This is a genomic window from Shewanella sp. WXL01, from assembly GCF_012263345.1.
GTDB lineage: Bacteria > Pseudomonadota > Gammaproteobacteria > Enterobacterales > Shewanellaceae > Shewanella > Shewanella maritima.
In genome coordinates, this window is the sequence record NZ_JAAIKQ010000001.1 from 698,306 (window position 1) to 712,478 (window position 14,173).

The window sequence follows — 14,173 nt, forward strand, 5'->3', positions numbered from 1 at the left end:
GCACGCATTGGTTTAAGCGTGTTAGCAGTAATTGAACTCATGCTATTGGGGCATCCTTAACAGACTATTAAGTAAAGCACTAAAGTGGAGAATTTTCCTGCTCAATGGCTTCGATACTTTCTTGAAGCTCTAGCCAGTCCATTTCGCTTTCTTCCATCGCCTGCGTAAGCTCAACTCGTTCATCCAGTACCTTGGTGAGCTTTGCCTTGTTCTCGGCATCGTAAATATTGGTATCAGCTAATTGGGTTTCAAGTTCGCTCAAGCGTGTTGACCATTTTTCTTGGTCTTTTTCTAGCTTGGCTTGCTTTTTCTTCAGCGGAGATAGCTTTTGACGTAATTCAGCCTCTAAACGCTTTTGCTGCTTTTTATCAATTTGCGGTACTGAGTCCTTAGTTGAGCTGCTCTCGCTCGCTGCTGCGGCTTTGGCTGCATCTAAAAGCCATTGGTGATAATCATCTAAATCGCCATTGAAAGGAGTGACTTCACCGCTATCAACTAAATAATAGTCACTGCAGCTTAGGCGCAGTAAGTGACGGTCGTGCGACACAATGACCATTGCGCCTTCAAAGGTTTGCAGGGCTACGGTAAGTGCATGACGCATTTCTAAATCTAAGTGGTTGGTCGGTTCATCGAGCAGCAGTAGGTTAGGGCGCTGCCATACCAATAGCGCAAGTACCAAACGGGCTTTTTCACCGCCAGAAAATGGTTTTACAACCGACAGAGCCATATCGCCGTCAAACCCAAATCCGCCAAGGAAGTTGCGCAGATCTTGCTCTTTGGCATTAGGTGCTAGGCGTGCAAGATGCTGCATTGGCGTTTCATCCAGATGCAAAAACTCAACCTGATGCTGAGCAAAATAACCAATATTAAGCCCTGGGTTTGGCTGATACTTACCTGATTGCGCTTCAAGTTGCCCGGCAAGTAATTTAATCAGTGTTGATTTACCTGCACCATTGCGCCCGAGTAAACCAATGCGCGCGCCGGGGACCAGATTGAGTTGGACCCTATTCAGGATAGTTTTGTCACCATAACCAGCGGCAACTTGCTCCATGGCAACTAGCGGATTAGGTAAAGCATCTGGCGCTTTGAACGCCATGGTAAACGGGCTTTGTGCGTGAGATGGCAACAGCTCGGTCATTTTTTCCAGTGCTTTTAGGCGGCTTTGAGCTTGCTTTGCTTTGCTGGCTTTGTAGCGAAAACGGTCAACGAATGACTGCATGTGCGCGCGCTCTTTTTGCTGACGCTCATAGGCTACTTGTTGCTGCGCCATGCGTTCTGCGCGAATACGCTCAAAGGCGGTGTAGTTGCCTTTGTAGTAATTAAGTAAGTGATGCTCAACATGTACGATTTCATCAACAATACCGTCGATAAAATCACGGTCGTGACTAATCAAGATTAAGGTGCCTTGATAGGTTTTAATCCAGCCTTCTAGCCAGTATGTAGTATCTAAGTCTAAGTGGTTGGTTGGTTCATCGAGCAGCAATAAGTCTGAGCGGCACAGCAGCGCTTGAGCCAGGTTAAGGCGCATACGCCAACCACCGGAAAAACTTTTAACTGGATTACTCTGCTGTGCTTCGCTAAAGCCAAGACCAGCTAGTAGTGCGCCCGCGCGTGCATGAATAGCATAGCCACCAATTGCATCAATTTTGCCGTGAATTAGCGCGATAGCATTGCCATCATCGGCTAGCTGAGCTGCATGCAATTGCTGCTCTAGCTCACGGTACTCAGCGTCGCCATCAATGACATACTCAATTGCACTGGTATCCAGCGCCGGTGTTTCCTGAGCTACCGAGGCAATTTGCCAGCCGCTAGGTATGTTGAATTCACCTTTGTCGAGTTGTAGCTGTCCTTTAATTAACGCAAGCAGTGACGATTTACCTGTGCCATTAGCGCCCACAAGCCCAACCTTATGTCCTGGGTAGACTGTCAGTGAGGCTTCATTGAGTAAGGTTTTGCTGCCACGGATAAGCTGGGCTTGGCTAATGTTGATCATGAAAAACTACTTGGCTTAGATATCGAATATGGGGCGCATGATACCCCAAAGGCGCAGTTTTTTCCCACAATATTGGTGGTGAGCTATTAAAACGTGGCAAAATAGTGCTTAGCATCAATATAGATAACTAAAAACAACAAGAGTGATATATGGCACGAGTAAAAAAACGCTTTGTAGCTGGGGCTAAATGCCCAAAATGCGGCGCCCAGGATAGTATTGTGCTGTTTATGGACAATGGTATTGAAACCGTTGAATGCACAGATTGTGATTACCGAGAGCAGCAAGCTGATCAGGCTGTCGCTAAGCAGTCTAGCGGTGCCATGATTGGTGTGTTTAAGCCTGAATAACATAGCATATTCGCGGTAAACAAAAAGAGCAGCCAATGGCTGCTCTTTTGCTATTTAAGTTTACTGACTCATTAGTAAGTCTGGTGGTGTCTCGGCCGAAATCTTCATTTTGTGCTGATTAAGCAATTTGATCACACTGAGGTTGTTATTGGTTAAATCGTCAAAGCGTTGATTAATTTCTTCCAGCTCTAGCCCATAGCTTGGGTCGTCTTTTTCTTTACTTTGCCAGTAGTGTTTTCTGTCTAACTTTTGTACTTCACTGGCACGCAAAATTTCAAAGTAACTGTTTTCTTGCTTTAAACGATAGATCTCACCATCTAGTAACTGCAAAAGTTTTTCTCGAGAAATGGTTTGCTTCTTTAACAGGGCTTTCAGTGGATCGTTTTTGACTTTTTTCTTGTCGGAATCGGTTTCGGTGGCGATGCCTAACTCGTATTCAATTTTGTGCTGGCGGAATTCTTGTGGGCACACTGTGTGGCTGAAAACGACTTTATTGTTTTTCATACATTTGTAAATGGTACTCGTATCCGCCTGAGCTAAGCAGGGCAGAATTAGAGCGAGTATAAAAAACAGTCGAGTTGCCATAGGGGGCGACAGGTCCTTTTGCTAACGATATGTGTTCCAGACAGTATAGCCTTCACGTAGGGATCGTATTGAAGATATTCCATTAACTCCGGTATTTTTACGTGAGAGCTACCTTATTTAGTATAAGCGACTAACAAGGCTATCGATCACTATGGCTTAATTTTAACGATAAAACCAGTTTTTTAACAATGTTTTTATTGCGGGAATTATAGATTTTTTAATGTTTTTTAAATGCTTACAAGCAGCGCGAGTAAGCATTTAGTTACATTTATTGTGCTGATAATATGAGTTAATGTTGCAGACTATTTAAGCTCGAAAACCATATTATCAATCAGGCGTGCTTTACCTAGATAGGCTGCGGCTAAGATAACTAGCTGTTTATCGCCCGCATTAGCAGGTTTTAACGTCACTGCGCTGCGAACCTCGATATAGTCAAGTTTGAAGCCGACTTGTTCAATCATCTCAATAGCGTGCTGGCGAACGTTTGCTAGTTCCTCACCTTGCTGTAGCCCTTGTGCTATGTAGTCCATGGCTTGTTTGAGTTTGGCTGCACGTTGCTTTTCATCAGCCGTTAGATAGCCATTGCGAGAGCTCATAGCCAGACCCGATGGCTCACGAATGGTATCAATGCCGATGATCTCAATTGGCATTGATAGGTCTTCGACCATGGTTTTGATGATGAGCAATTGCTGAAAATCTTTGCGACCAAATAATGCAACATCAGGTTGGACGATATTAAATAGCTTGTTTACCACAGTGGCAACGCCGCGAAAATGTCCTGGGCGAGTGGCGCCGCAAAACTCATCGCCAATTTCAGGCACTTCGATAAAGGTTTGCTTATCTAATCCTTTCGGGTAGATGATGTCTGGTGTTGGCATAAACAGTAAGTCCGCGCCAACTTCAATTAGTGCTTTACTGTCTTGCTCATAAGTGCGCGGGTAGCCGTCAAAGTCTTCGTTTTGGCCAAATTGCATCGGGTTTACAAAAATAGAAACCACTACAACGTCAGCTTGTTGTTTGGCATTTTTAACCAGGGTTAGGTGACCTTGGTGCAAGTTGCCCATAGTCGGTACAAATGCGACTTTCTTGCCTTGTTGTTTCCATTGACTAACTTGCTGACGAATATCTTGGATGCTGGAAATCGTTTTCATGGGACACTCTTAAATAAACGAGGGTGTTGAATTGAGGTTGATGTATCGCTTGTTACTAGGCGTTTATAGTGTATAAAGCGGTTGTAATAAAATGCGCCTGAGATTAGCAGGCGCATGGATTTCTACTTAAATTAGTTAAAGGTGTGCTCTTCACCTGGGAAGATACCTTGTTCAACTTCTTCAATGTAGGCTTTTACCGCTGCGCGAATTTCACCAGTTTGCTTTAGGTAGTTCTTAGAGAAACGCGGAATATAGCCGCTAGAAATACCTAATACATCGTGCATCACTAGGATTTGGCCGTCTGTGTCTTTACCTGCGCCAATACCTATCACAGGAATGGTCAACTCTTCAGTAATGGTTTTAGCAAGCTGTGCAGGGATGCACTCAAGCACTAATAACTGTGCGCCGGCTTGTTCCATGGCTTTGGCTTCATTAATAATGCGCTGGGCATTTTCATTGTCGCGGCCTTGCACTTTAAAACCACCAAATACGTGCACTGACTGAGGCGTTAAGCCTAGGTGAGCACATACAGGAATGCCGCGCTGTGTCAGCATTTTTACGCTTTCTAGCAGCCACTCACCGCCTTCAACTTTAACCATAGCGGCGCCAGCTTGCATTAGCTTGGTCGCATTTTGCATAGTTTGCTCTGGCGTAGCGTAGCTCATAAATGGCATGTCAGCGATAAGTAAGGTGCGCTCAATACCGCGGCGTACGCAAGCTGTGTGGTAGGCAATATCATCGACTGTGACAGGTAGGGTGTCGCTATGGCCTTGTAGCACCATACCCATAGAGTCACCGACAAGCAGTACATCAATGCCTTCACTGTCAAAAGCGCCAGCAAAGCTAGCGTCGTAGGCGGTCAACGCGGTAAATTTTTTACCTTCTTGTTTAAACTTCATCAAGGTTGAACTGGTAACTTTAGACATAATGGACTCTTAATTACATTTGATTGTTGCGAGGGATATCTGCATGCAGCTTAACCCTAGTTGGGCATTTGATAAACTTAAGCGGGCAGTTTTTGTAGCTCGTCTCGCATAGTTTGATTGACTAGCTTATTGATTGAGCTGCCACAAGGCAAGGTTAGTTCGGGTGATATTTCTTCAAGGGGAACAAGAACAAAACTACGCTGCTTCATACCGTAGTGGGGCACGGTGAGCCTAGGTAGCTCAATGGTTTGTTGATTATAGAGCAAAATATCTAAATCCAAGGTGCGTGGTCCCCAGCGAACTAGACGTTCGCGGCCTTGATTAAGCTCAATTTGCTGCAGCGCATCGAGTAATTCAATTGGTGCGAGTTGAGTGATAAAGCAAGCTACTGCATTAACATAATCTGGCTGCTCAACATCACCCATAGGCACTGAACGGTAATAGCTGGAGACTTGAATTTGGCCATCAAGACTTAAGGCTTTCATCGCCGCAACGGCATTATTAAGCTGAGCACTAGGGCTATCAAGATTAGCGCCCAGTGCGATATAAACCAGATTATGTGCTTGTTGATTACTCACGTGAAGATAACTCTCTAACAGGCTCGCCAGTTACGACTCGCCTGCAGGTTTCTTATTGGCTGGTTTTCTGCGGCGACGGCGCTGCTGCGCGTTACGATTACGCTGGTTGCCTTTGCCTTTTTTGACCATATCGCTGCGAGTTTGCTCATCACCTTCAACAAAGCTTGTCCACCAGCTAGCAACCTTAGCGGCTGTGCCACCTTCAGCTTCAGCGCGTAGCAGCAATAAGTCATAAGCTGCGCGGAATTTAGGGTGTTCAAGTAACTTGAATGCGCGCGCACTTTGGCTGCGCTCTAGGCGCAGTTGTAGCTGCCAGATATCCTTAGCTGGAGTGCTAAAACGGCGCGGGATACTAATGGTGCGGCACTGCTGCTCCATTACATCGCCCATAGCGGCAACGTTAGCATCGTAAATACTTAAACCGCTTTCTAGCGCGATATCATCGGCGCGTTGCTTGAGCGGGTACCACAGCAGAGCTGCGTAGAAAAATGCCGGCGTGACCGGTTTGTCCTGCGCCACACGTAAGTCAGTATTACGCATCACAGCATCAAGCATTTTTGCCATGCTGCCTTTTGGTGAGTCTTGTAATAATGCATCGATTTGTGGGAACAATGGCTCAAACAAATCAAAGTCTTGCATCATTTCAAGGTTCGCAGCAGCCTTGCCTGAGAAGAATAACTTAAGCACTTCTTCGTACATACGCGCAGCGGGGATACCTTTTAGCAGTGGTGCAAGCTCGCGAATTGGCTCTGCGGTGCGCGGCTCAATTTGCATATCAAGCTTGGTTGCAAAGCGCACTGCACGCAGCATACGCACAGGGTCTTCACGGTAGCGCGTTTCAGGATCGCCAATTAAGCGAATGATGCGTTGGTCGAGATCTTGAATACCGCCTGAGTAACTGTGAATTGAGTAATCACTGATATCGTAATATAAGGCGTTTACAGAGAAGTCGCGGCGCTCGGCATCTTCATCAATCGTGCCATATACGTTGTCTCTTAGTAGGCGACCTTGAGCATTCGATTTCGATACTTTGTCGTTGTTGCCATTGCTTTCGTGATGACCACGTAAAGTCGCAACTTCAATAACGTCGCGACCAAATACAATGTGCGCCAGACGAAAACGGCGGCCAACTAAACGGCAATTCCTAAATAAGCGCTTAATTTCTTCAGGCGTCGCATTGGTGACTACATCAAAATCTTTCGGTTCAAGACCCAAAAGAATATCGCGCACGCCGCCACCGACTAGATAAGCCTGAAAGCCAGATTTGTGCAGACGATAAAGTACCTTGAGCGCATTCTCACTAATTTGACGACGGGAAATGTCGTGATTATTTCTAGCCACAATTGTCAGGCCAGATGCATCTGCTTGTAATTGTGTTTCTTCTGCTTGCTCGTCAGCTGATGAATCAAATAGCTGTTTGCAGAATTGACTAATACGGCGAAAAATAATGCACCTCGTTCAGATAAAATGGTTGATTAAAAATCTGGCGGCTATGATATACCCAACGCCAGCAATAAGCGAGTTTCCAAGTCGCTTAAATCAATATTTCAGTTTGCTTTGGGACGCGTGTGATATCGAATTGTGAGACAGCTTGCTTAAGCATAATGTCAACGCGATCAACATCAACTTTTTGCTGCCCTAAAAAGGCTAGTGCCGCATTTATGCTTGCTTGAGGTTTGTTTATATCAATCGCCGGTGCGTGGTTTTGTTTGGACAGTTTAAAGCCTGGCTCAACACTGGCAACGGGCACATGCGCCCATTTTGGGGCATCAAGCCCGAGCATGGCAAATAAACTCAATTGGCGACAGCTTGAGGTAAGCAGATCGCTACCGCGCACCACTTCAGTGATACCTTGCTCTGCATCATCTAAAACTACCGCTAACTGATAGGCAAATAAGCCATCGCGGCGCTTGATAATAAAATCTTCGCTAGCAAAGTCTGCTGCTACATTAACCTTGCCCATAATCTGATCATCAAATGTGGCAATTTGTGCCTGGTTAATAACACGGATGGAACCATCTTGATGATTCAGAGCGCGGCAATGACCGCTATAAATACCGCCAGCTTGTTGAATTTGCTTGCGAGTACACTGGCAGAAATATGCTTGATTAGATGTGATTAGCTCATCAATGCAGTCTTGGTAGGCTTGATGGCGTTGACTTTGGTACATGACTTGCCCGTGCCAACGTAGTCCATAAGCATCTAAGGTTTTTAAGATATCGTTTGCGGCACCTGCGACTTCGCGTGGTGGGTCAAGATCTTCCATTCGCAGTAGCCATTGGCCTTGCTCGGCGTGGGCACGCAGATAACTTGCCAATGCAGCAATTAAAGAGCCAAAGTGCAAAGGGCCAGATGGAGAGGGAGCAAAACGACCAATGTAGTTAGTCATAGAAAGCGGCGACTAGCGACTGAAAGGGGTAAAAGATAAGAGGGAATCATAGGGGTGAGAAGTCTCACCCCACAAAAGCAGTGGCTTAGCCAGCCATTTGCTTTTCTTTGATTTCAGCTAGTGTTTTACAGTCGATACATTGATCTGCTGTAGGACGTGCTTCAAGACGACGGATACCGATTTCGATACCACAAGAGTCACAGAAGCCGAAATCGTCTTCTTCGATCTTTTGTAGTGTTTTCTCAATCTTTTTGATCAGTTTACGTTCTCTATCACGTGCGCGTAGCTCTAGGCTGAATTCCTCTTCTTGCGCTGCACGGTCAACAGGATCTGGGAAGTTTGCCGCTTCATCTTGCATATGGTTCAAGGTGCGATCGACTTCTTCACGTAGTTGGTTGCGCCAAGCTTCTAAGATCAGTTTAAAATGATCTAACTGATCTTGATTCATATACTCCTCACCAGGTTTTTCCTGATAAGGTTCTACACCTGCGATAGCGAGTACGCCAAGTTTTTTAGTGCCTTCAGGCATAACGCATCTCCTGTATTGTTGCGTTTTTAAGGGCGTCTTAAAAATTTGAGGTCGCTATCTATAGCAAAATCTATATAGCGAGGCAAATTTTTTATTTGCTAATTTATTGTTTTATGACTTAGACAATAAATTTACAAACTGTTTCGATTCGTCCACCTGTGGTAGACATGGCTACTTTATAAGCCAGTACCTCTACACCCTGTTCAATCGCGTCTTTTAGTAAGTCTGCGTATTTTGCGTCAATATGGGCTGCTGGTTTGACGGTTGAAATTCCACTGTGCTGTACCACAAACAATAATACGGCGCGGTGGCCTTGCTGTACCATGGTGACCAACTCTCGAATGTGCTTTTGTCCGCGAGTGGTGACCGCATCAGGAAAATACCCTGTATTCCCTTCAAGTAAAGTACAACTTTTGACTTCAATATAACACTTTCGCCCTTCTTGGCTAGATAGCAGTATGTCTATTCGGCTATTTTCTGCACCGTACTTCACTTCTCGCTTTAGTTCGTCATAGCCTTGAAGTTCAGTAATCACGCCTGATTCAATGGCTTCCTGCGCTAGGGCATTAGCATTACCTGTGTTAATGCCAATAAGGTGACCTTGATCGCTTTCCATTAGCTCCCAAGTATGGGGGTATTTACGCTTGGGGTTGTCAGAGGTGGAAAACCACACCCGGTGGCCTTCAAACAGGCAGTTTTTCATCGAGCCGGTATTTGGGCAGTGGATGGTGATAACTGAGTCGTCAGCTAGGCGTACATCGGCTAAAAAACGCTTGTAACGCTTAATTAACTTACCTTCGAGTAGTGCGGGAGAATAATTCATCAATCTAATTTTTCATCATTATTTTGAGCTAGATGTTAACAAACTTTCCCTTGGAATAATCTAATTGTTCAGCCTACACTAGGCGCAAATAACAAGTGCAACTGAAGTGTCTACTAAAACAGCTGCATTTTGGGGGCGCGTGAGAGCGGCCATTAATAAAATAATGATATAAGGAATGACCTATGCAATTTATGATTGTTAAATTATCCAATCAAGCGGCCACTGGCCCTTGGGGAAATGCTGCTGTAAGTTTCGAAAACGATCAGGCAACCGTTCATATGGTTGAGCAAGATGGTTTACGACATGTACAGGCTGCAGCACGTAAATTGCGTAATCAGGGCATTAACCATGTGCAGTTACAAGGCGAACTATGGGATGTGCACACTCAATGGGCGTTCTCGCAAGGTTTTACTTCAACTAAAGGTGACTTTGAGGTGAAGTGGTGCGGCACAGATGCTGAGCAAAGCCTACTAGCACATCAGTTTGAAGCGGCGCAATTTGCTAAAGACTTAACCAATGACACACCAGAGAATCTGTCTCCCGTTAAGCTTGCTGCACGTGCCGCAAATTGGTTGCAAAATATTGGTGGTGATAAGGTTTCGAGCCATATTATTGAAGGTCAAGGCTTGCTAGATAATCAGTGGGTGGGTATTCATGCAGTTGGCCGTGGTAGTGAGCGTCCACCGGCATTATTAGAGCTTGACTACAACCCAACAGGTGATGACAACGCACCAGTAGATATTGCACTGGTGGGTAAAGGCATTACCTTTGACTCAGGCGGTTACAGCATTAAACCGTCTGAAGGCATGTTGACCATGAAGTGCGATATGGGTGGTGCGGCAACTGTGACTGGTGCTTTGGGTTTAGCGATGAAGCAAGGTTTGAACAAGCGCGTTAAGTTGTTCTTATGCTGCGCTGAGAACCTAATTAGTGGTCATGCATACAAGCTAGGCGACATTCTTACTTATAAGAATGGTGTAACGGTAGAAGTGGTTAACACTGATGCGGAAGGTCGATTGGTGTTAGCTGATGGCCTGCAAGCGGCAAGTGAAACTAAAGCGCCATTGATTATTGATGCCGCAACCCTTACTGGTGCTGCCATGATGGCTGTTGGCGGTAGCTACAACGCGATTTTCTCACCGCAAGCTGAAACTCTGCAATTAGCGCAGCGCTGTGCAAGCCGCGTTTCTGAAAACGTATGGCCGTTGCCGTTAGACCCTTGGCATAAAGATATGTGCCCATCACCTTATGCCGACACAGCGAATAGCCGTCCTGTTAAAGGTGGTGGCGCTGGTGGCGCGTCTAATGCGGCTGGCTTCCTATGGCGTTTTGTGTCAGATGAAGCTAACTGGTTACATATGGACCTTGCTGCCGCGTTTGAAAACAACTCTGGTAGCTTATGGGCTGCTGGTGCGACCGCGCATGGCGTACTGACTATTGCCGAAATTCTTAATGACTAAATGCTCTCGGTTAATTAGTGCTACTGATTGAGTAGCATTAACTCTCTTGAGTTCCAAGCCGCCTTATATAGGCGGCTTTTTTCTGGACGCTCCTCCATATTCAGAATCCAAGTGCTTAACCCGCACCAGGTTGAATGTAGCTCTTGTTATTGAATATCAGTATTGGACATCTTAGTGCTAAGCACCGAGTTTTCTAGTGTAGAGTTTCTGGTAGCGAGGAGGTCGGCCTTGTCCAACATTGAGTGATTCATATAAATGCAGCTGATCGAATTCGATTTTTATGGGGTGCAGCTGTTGGTTAAACTGGCTTAAATGCTCTTCAACATCAGCGTGAGTAACCGAGCTAGCGGTTCGTATTGGGCGGGCAAGGGTGATGTGCGGCCGGTATTCATATTTAGATTGATATAACTCGAGATCAGCCGCGATAGTTTGTATCTGGCGATGCAAATTTGTTAATGCTGGCGGTGCGCTTCCTTCAATACATAAAATTTTGGTAGCTTGCCAATAGCTAATCTGGCCAAAATCGATACTAAATGCGTTACCTCGCAAACTTTGTAGCGAATTGTAAACATTGGTGGTTTTTTCTTGATTCACTTGTCCTAAAAAACCTAAAGTAACATGCATGTTTTCAATGGGGACTTGGGAACAAGATGACAGCAGTGGTTGCGCTGTCATTAAAAGTGGGGAAGTCACAGTTGTCGCAATTTGGCGCAACTTAATTTGTGTGGACGCAGAAATATCAAAGCCGACAAACAGTCGCTTAACGGTATTTTGTAACTTGTTTTCTGACATAAAAATGATGTCCTAGCTAAGGTGAGGTTAGCGATAAATATTGGTCGGTTAGAGTTTGCTAAATCAATGTTTCTGAAATAATAGTCATTGTCATCTATGCTTACCTATGTAGCGTTGTGAAGCCAAGCTATGAATCGGTGAGTCAATCGCAGCGTTACTTCTCCACCCCTGAGTGCAAATTGGATTGCTAATCAAAATTAGAGTGGATTAATGGTTAACAGTACACCACAGCTTTTAAAAAGTGTGTTATCTGAAGGACGATTTACAGATGAACATGCTACAACCCTTGCATTGCTCGACGAAGCCTTGATTCAAGTATGTGCCCAAGTCAGTTGCGATGCCGCATTTATCGTCACAAGTCAACAAGACAACCTTTTTGCGCCTAGTTTAGAGGTGGTTGATACCGCGAAACGTCAAGTCGCCAGTTATTTTACCCTTGAGCGCGACAGTCAAAGCCTATTTACTCAAGCATTGTTATCTGACACTGAGTTTCTGGATCTATTGCTTGCCAATGAATTTGCGCTTGAACTAAGCCTGACTGATGGAGATATACCACCATCAGAGCAAATGGACACCAGCAAGTTTGCACACGCGTTAAGTCAACTTCCCCAGTGGCTGCACCTTGCGGTGAGTCCTGCGGTCACGGTAGGTAATGTTCGTGTGATGCTAGCTTGCGTGTACATCCATAATCAGCCAATTGAAGTTGTTCGCAAAGATGATGTTAATAGTTGCCGCCATTTCTACTTAGAAGATATTACCTTCCAAGTCGCCTCAGCAATGGAGCTAAGAAGAGTATCTTATCTCCTTGAGAATAAAGAGCGCCAATATCAAGAGTTGTTTCAGCAGCTTCCAATGGCATGTGCCTTGGTTGATGTAAATGACTGTGTCGTGGTGCAAAATCAGGTAGCTAACCAGAGTTTGCCGCTAATCGAAGGTCAAAGCCTTTATGATTTAATGCAGTCAGATGATCATCCATTACTTGAAGATACACTTCACATAGTGCGCACAGGCATGCTGCGCCAGGCATTTTGTGAGCTGCCATTAAAAACGGGAATTCAGCAGCATTGGTACAAGTTTAGTTTTTGTCATGCCATGAACTCGCAAAAACAACTGCTGTTGATGGTTGAAGATATCACTGAGCGTTATCGCTTGGCTGATGAGTTATCTTTTCACTCTAACCACGATGCTTTAACTGGTTTACCTAATCGCATTCAGTTTGAAGCCCTGCTTGAAGAAGTGCTGGCAGAAGATGAAGAGATCCAAGCGTGTGTGGCATTTTTAGATCTTGACCAATTTCAGGTGATCAATGATTTAAGTGGTCACTTAGCCGGTGATCAATTGCTGCAGCAAGTGGCAAAAAGGCTCAAACAGTTACTGCGTAAAGGTGATGTCGTTGCTCGTCTAGGTGGCGATGAGTTTGGCTTGCTGATGTATTACGCCGATGAAGAAGCGGCGAAACAAGTCGCGAAACGTATTTGTCATCAGCTATTTGAGCATGAGTTTGTTTGGAAAAACGTTCAGCACAATGTTAGCGCCAGTATTGGTATTGCTAAACTAGATAAAACCGCCGATGACATTTATCAGGTTATGAGTCAGGCCGATGCAGCTTGCCGCTTAGCCAAGGAGGAGGGGCGTAATCGCTGGCATTATTTCTGCCCCGATGATCCGCAAGTTCACACGCTTTATAATCAGATGGTAGCTTCGGTTGATATTACCGGTGCGCTTGCACTTAATCAGTTCGAGCTTTTCTACCAGCTAATCGAACCTTTATCTAAAGCAGAGTCTGGTTTGCACATGGAAATCTTGCTGCGAATGGTGCAAGACGACGGCAAATTTGTCTCGCCTGGGGTGTTTTTGCCTGCGGCCGAACGTTATAACTTAGCGTCGAGAGTGGATCGCTGGGTTATCGATAACCTACTCAAATGGGGCAGTGATAATTTAGAAACCTGGCGTGAGCTGTCTATGGTGTCGTTAAACTTATCGGCCATGTCGCTCGCGGATCAAAAGTTTATGGGCTGGTTAGAAATGCGCTTGATGGTAGAGCCAGAGCTAGTAGATAAACTGTGCTTTGAAATCACTGAAACTGCAGCGGTAAGTCAATTGCAACAAGCCACTGCGTTAATTGATTTATTACAACCATTAGGTTGTAAACTGGCACTTGATGACTTTGGTTCAGGTTTTTCAAGCTTTGCCTATTTGAAATGTTTGAATGTCGATTTTGTCAAAATTGATGGCCAGTTTGTGGTGAACCTTTGCCGTGATTCAAGCGACCAGGCGATTGTGAATGCCATTTGTCAATTGGGTAAAGATATGAACTTTGAAGTGATTGCTGAGTTTGTTGAAAGCACTGAAATTGGATTCAAGCTAAAGCATCTTGGTGTCGATTATGGTCAAGGTTACGCCATTAATAAACCTGCGCCATTATCAACCCTAGATTCAGGTATACGACATCCTTGGTTGATTGAGGATAATGAGCAATTTATTGGTGGTGATATCTAACCTACCGCCTATTATTCACGACTTGGTTAACAGCGCTTTACTTTTCTAAACCTGAACTCGGAATAAGGAAGTGCCAATAACTCTGTAGTCTAGAGTAAGGC

13 protein-coding genes are annotated in these 14,173 nt (G+C 45.0%); 3 read left to right on the forward strand and 10 right to left on the reverse strand.

All coding sequences use genetic code 11. The features are described 5' to 3' along the window. Positions 1 to 79: 79 nt before the first annotated feature. A complete protein-coding gene (locus G3R49_RS02930; protein WP_167868591.1) occupies positions 80 to 1,993 on the reverse strand; it encodes an ABC transporter ATP-binding protein in 1,914 nt (637 codons plus the stop codon). Positions 1,994 to 2,142: 149 nt separating this feature from the next. Here G3R49_RS02930 and G3R49_RS02935 point away from each other — a divergent pair, with 149 nt between their 5' ends. After that, entirely contained in the window at positions 2,143 to 2,340 is a 198-nt protein-coding gene (locus tag G3R49_RS02935) for a YheV family putative zinc ribbon protein (protein ID WP_130598416.1), read from the forward strand. Positions 2,341 to 2,400: 60 nt separating this feature from the next. On the opposite strand, the gene G3R49_RS02940 is transcribed toward G3R49_RS02935, so the two are convergent. From G3R49_RS02940 to sfsA, 8 genes are all read right to left on the reverse strand, one after another. Continuing rightward, on the reverse strand, positions 2,401 to 2,925 hold the full coding sequence (locus tag G3R49_RS02940; RefSeq protein ID WP_130598414.1) for a DUF4124 domain-containing protein: 525 nt from the start codon (positions 2,923 to 2,925) through the stop codon (positions 2,401 to 2,403). Between the two features lie 302 nt (positions 2,926 to 3,227). Then, positions 3,228 to 4,076, reverse strand: coding sequence for a pantoate--beta-alanine ligase (gene panC, locus G3R49_RS02945; protein WP_167868592.1), 849 nt, complete (start codon positions 4,074 to 4,076; stop codon positions 3,228 to 3,230). Positions 4,077 to 4,207: 131 nt separating this feature from the next. Next, a complete protein-coding gene (gene panB / locus G3R49_RS02950; RefSeq protein WP_167868593.1) occupies positions 4,208 to 5,002 on the reverse strand; it encodes a 3-methyl-2-oxobutanoate hydroxymethyltransferase in 795 nt (264 codons plus the stop codon). A gap of 77 nt (positions 5,003 to 5,079) precedes the next feature. Next, the gene (folK, locus tag G3R49_RS02955) at positions 5,080 to 5,580 is read right to left on the reverse strand and encodes a 2-amino-4-hydroxy-6-hydroxymethyldihydropteridine diphosphokinase (RefSeq protein ID WP_348633900.1); all 501 of its coding nucleotides are present in this window, start codon (positions 5,578 to 5,580) and stop codon (positions 5,080 to 5,082) included. Between the two features lie 30 nt (positions 5,581 to 5,610). Further along, positions 5,611 to 6,921: a polynucleotide adenylyltransferase PcnB gene (locus G3R49_RS02960; protein ID WP_130598408.1), complete on the reverse strand. Its 1,311-nt coding sequence runs from the start codon at positions 6,919 to 6,921 to the stop codon at positions 5,611 to 5,613. 193 nt (positions 6,922 to 7,114) lie between these two features. Beyond that, the gene (gluQRS, locus tag G3R49_RS02965; protein WP_167868594.1) at positions 7,115 to 7,969 is read right to left on the reverse strand and encodes a tRNA glutamyl-Q(34) synthetase GluQRS; all 855 of its coding nucleotides are present in this window, start codon (positions 7,967 to 7,969) and stop codon (positions 7,115 to 7,117) included. Positions 7,970 to 8,054: 85 nt separating this feature from the next. Next, positions 8,055 to 8,498 (reverse strand): RNA polymerase-binding protein DksA, encoded by a 444-nt coding sequence (gene dksA, locus G3R49_RS02970; RefSeq protein ID WP_130598404.1) that lies wholly within the window; start codon positions 8,496 to 8,498, stop codon positions 8,055 to 8,057. Between the two features lie 118 nt (positions 8,499 to 8,616). Beyond that, positions 8,617 to 9,321, reverse strand: a complete 705-nt coding sequence (sfsA, locus tag G3R49_RS02975) for a DNA/RNA nuclease SfsA (RefSeq protein ID WP_167868595.1) — start codon at positions 9,319 to 9,321, stop codon at positions 8,617 to 8,619. Positions 9,322 to 9,503: 182 nt separating this feature from the next. On the opposite strand from sfsA, the gene pepB reads away from it, so the two are divergent. Next, complete coding sequence (gene pepB, locus G3R49_RS02980) at positions 9,504 to 10,781, forward strand: aminopeptidase PepB (protein ID WP_130598400.1); 1,278 nt, start codon at positions 9,504 to 9,506, stop codon at positions 10,779 to 10,781. Positions 10,782 to 10,958: 177 nt separating this feature from the next. On the opposite strand, the gene thpR is transcribed toward pepB, so the two are convergent. Beyond that, positions 10,959 to 11,573, reverse strand: coding sequence for an RNA 2',3'-cyclic phosphodiesterase (gene thpR / locus G3R49_RS02985; RefSeq protein ID WP_167868596.1), 615 nt, complete (start codon positions 11,571 to 11,573; stop codon positions 10,959 to 10,961). A 210-nt stretch (positions 11,574 to 11,783) separates the two neighbouring features. On the opposite strand from thpR, the gene G3R49_RS02990 reads away from it, so the two are divergent. Continuing rightward, on the forward strand, positions 11,784 to 14,072 hold the full coding sequence (locus tag G3R49_RS02990; protein ID WP_167868597.1) for a bifunctional diguanylate cyclase/phosphodiesterase: 2,289 nt from the start codon (positions 11,784 to 11,786) through the stop codon (positions 14,070 to 14,072). The last annotated feature ends 101 nt before the right edge of the window (positions 14,073 to 14,173 follow it).

Excerpts from the sequence above, each read along its gene's own strand:
- G3R49_RS02930 (WP_167868591.1), bottom strand. The coding sequence starts at position 1,993 with ATGATCAACATTAGCCAAGCCCAGCTTATCCGTGGCAGCAAAACCTTA.
- G3R49_RS02935 (WP_130598416.1), top strand. The coding sequence starts at position 2,143 with ATGGCACGAGTAAAAAAACGCTTTGTAGCTGGGGCTAAATGCCCAAAA.
- G3R49_RS02940 (WP_130598414.1), bottom strand. The coding sequence starts at position 2,925 with ATGGCAACTCGACTGTTTTTTATACTCGCTCTAATTCTGCCCTGCTTA.
- panC (WP_167868592.1), bottom strand. The coding sequence starts at position 4,076 with ATGAAAACGATTTCCAGCATCCAAGATATTCGTCAGCAAGTTAGTCAA.
- panB (WP_167868593.1), bottom strand. The coding sequence starts at position 5,002 with ATGTCTAAAGTTACCAGTTCAACCTTGATGAAGTTTAAACAAGAAGGT.
- gluQRS (WP_167868594.1), bottom strand. The coding sequence starts at position 7,969 with ATGACTAACTACATTGGTCGTTTTGCTCCCTCTCCATCTGGCCCTTTG.
- dksA (WP_130598404.1), bottom strand. The coding sequence starts at position 8,498 with ATGCCTGAAGGCACTAAAAAACTTGGCGTACTCGCTATCGCAGGTGTA.
- sfsA (WP_167868595.1), bottom strand. The coding sequence starts at position 9,321 with ATGAATTATTCTCCCGCACTACTCGAAGGTAAGTTAATTAAGCGTTAC.
- pepB (WP_130598400.1), top strand. The coding sequence starts at position 9,504 with ATGCAATTTATGATTGTTAAATTATCCAATCAAGCGGCCACTGGCCCT.
- thpR (WP_167868596.1), bottom strand. The coding sequence starts at position 11,573 with ATGTCAGAAAACAAGTTACAAAATACCGTTAAGCGACTGTTTGTCGGC.
- G3R49_RS02990 (WP_167868597.1), top strand. The coding sequence starts at position 11,784 with ATGGTTAACAGTACACCACAGCTTTTAAAAAGTGTGTTATCTGAAGGA.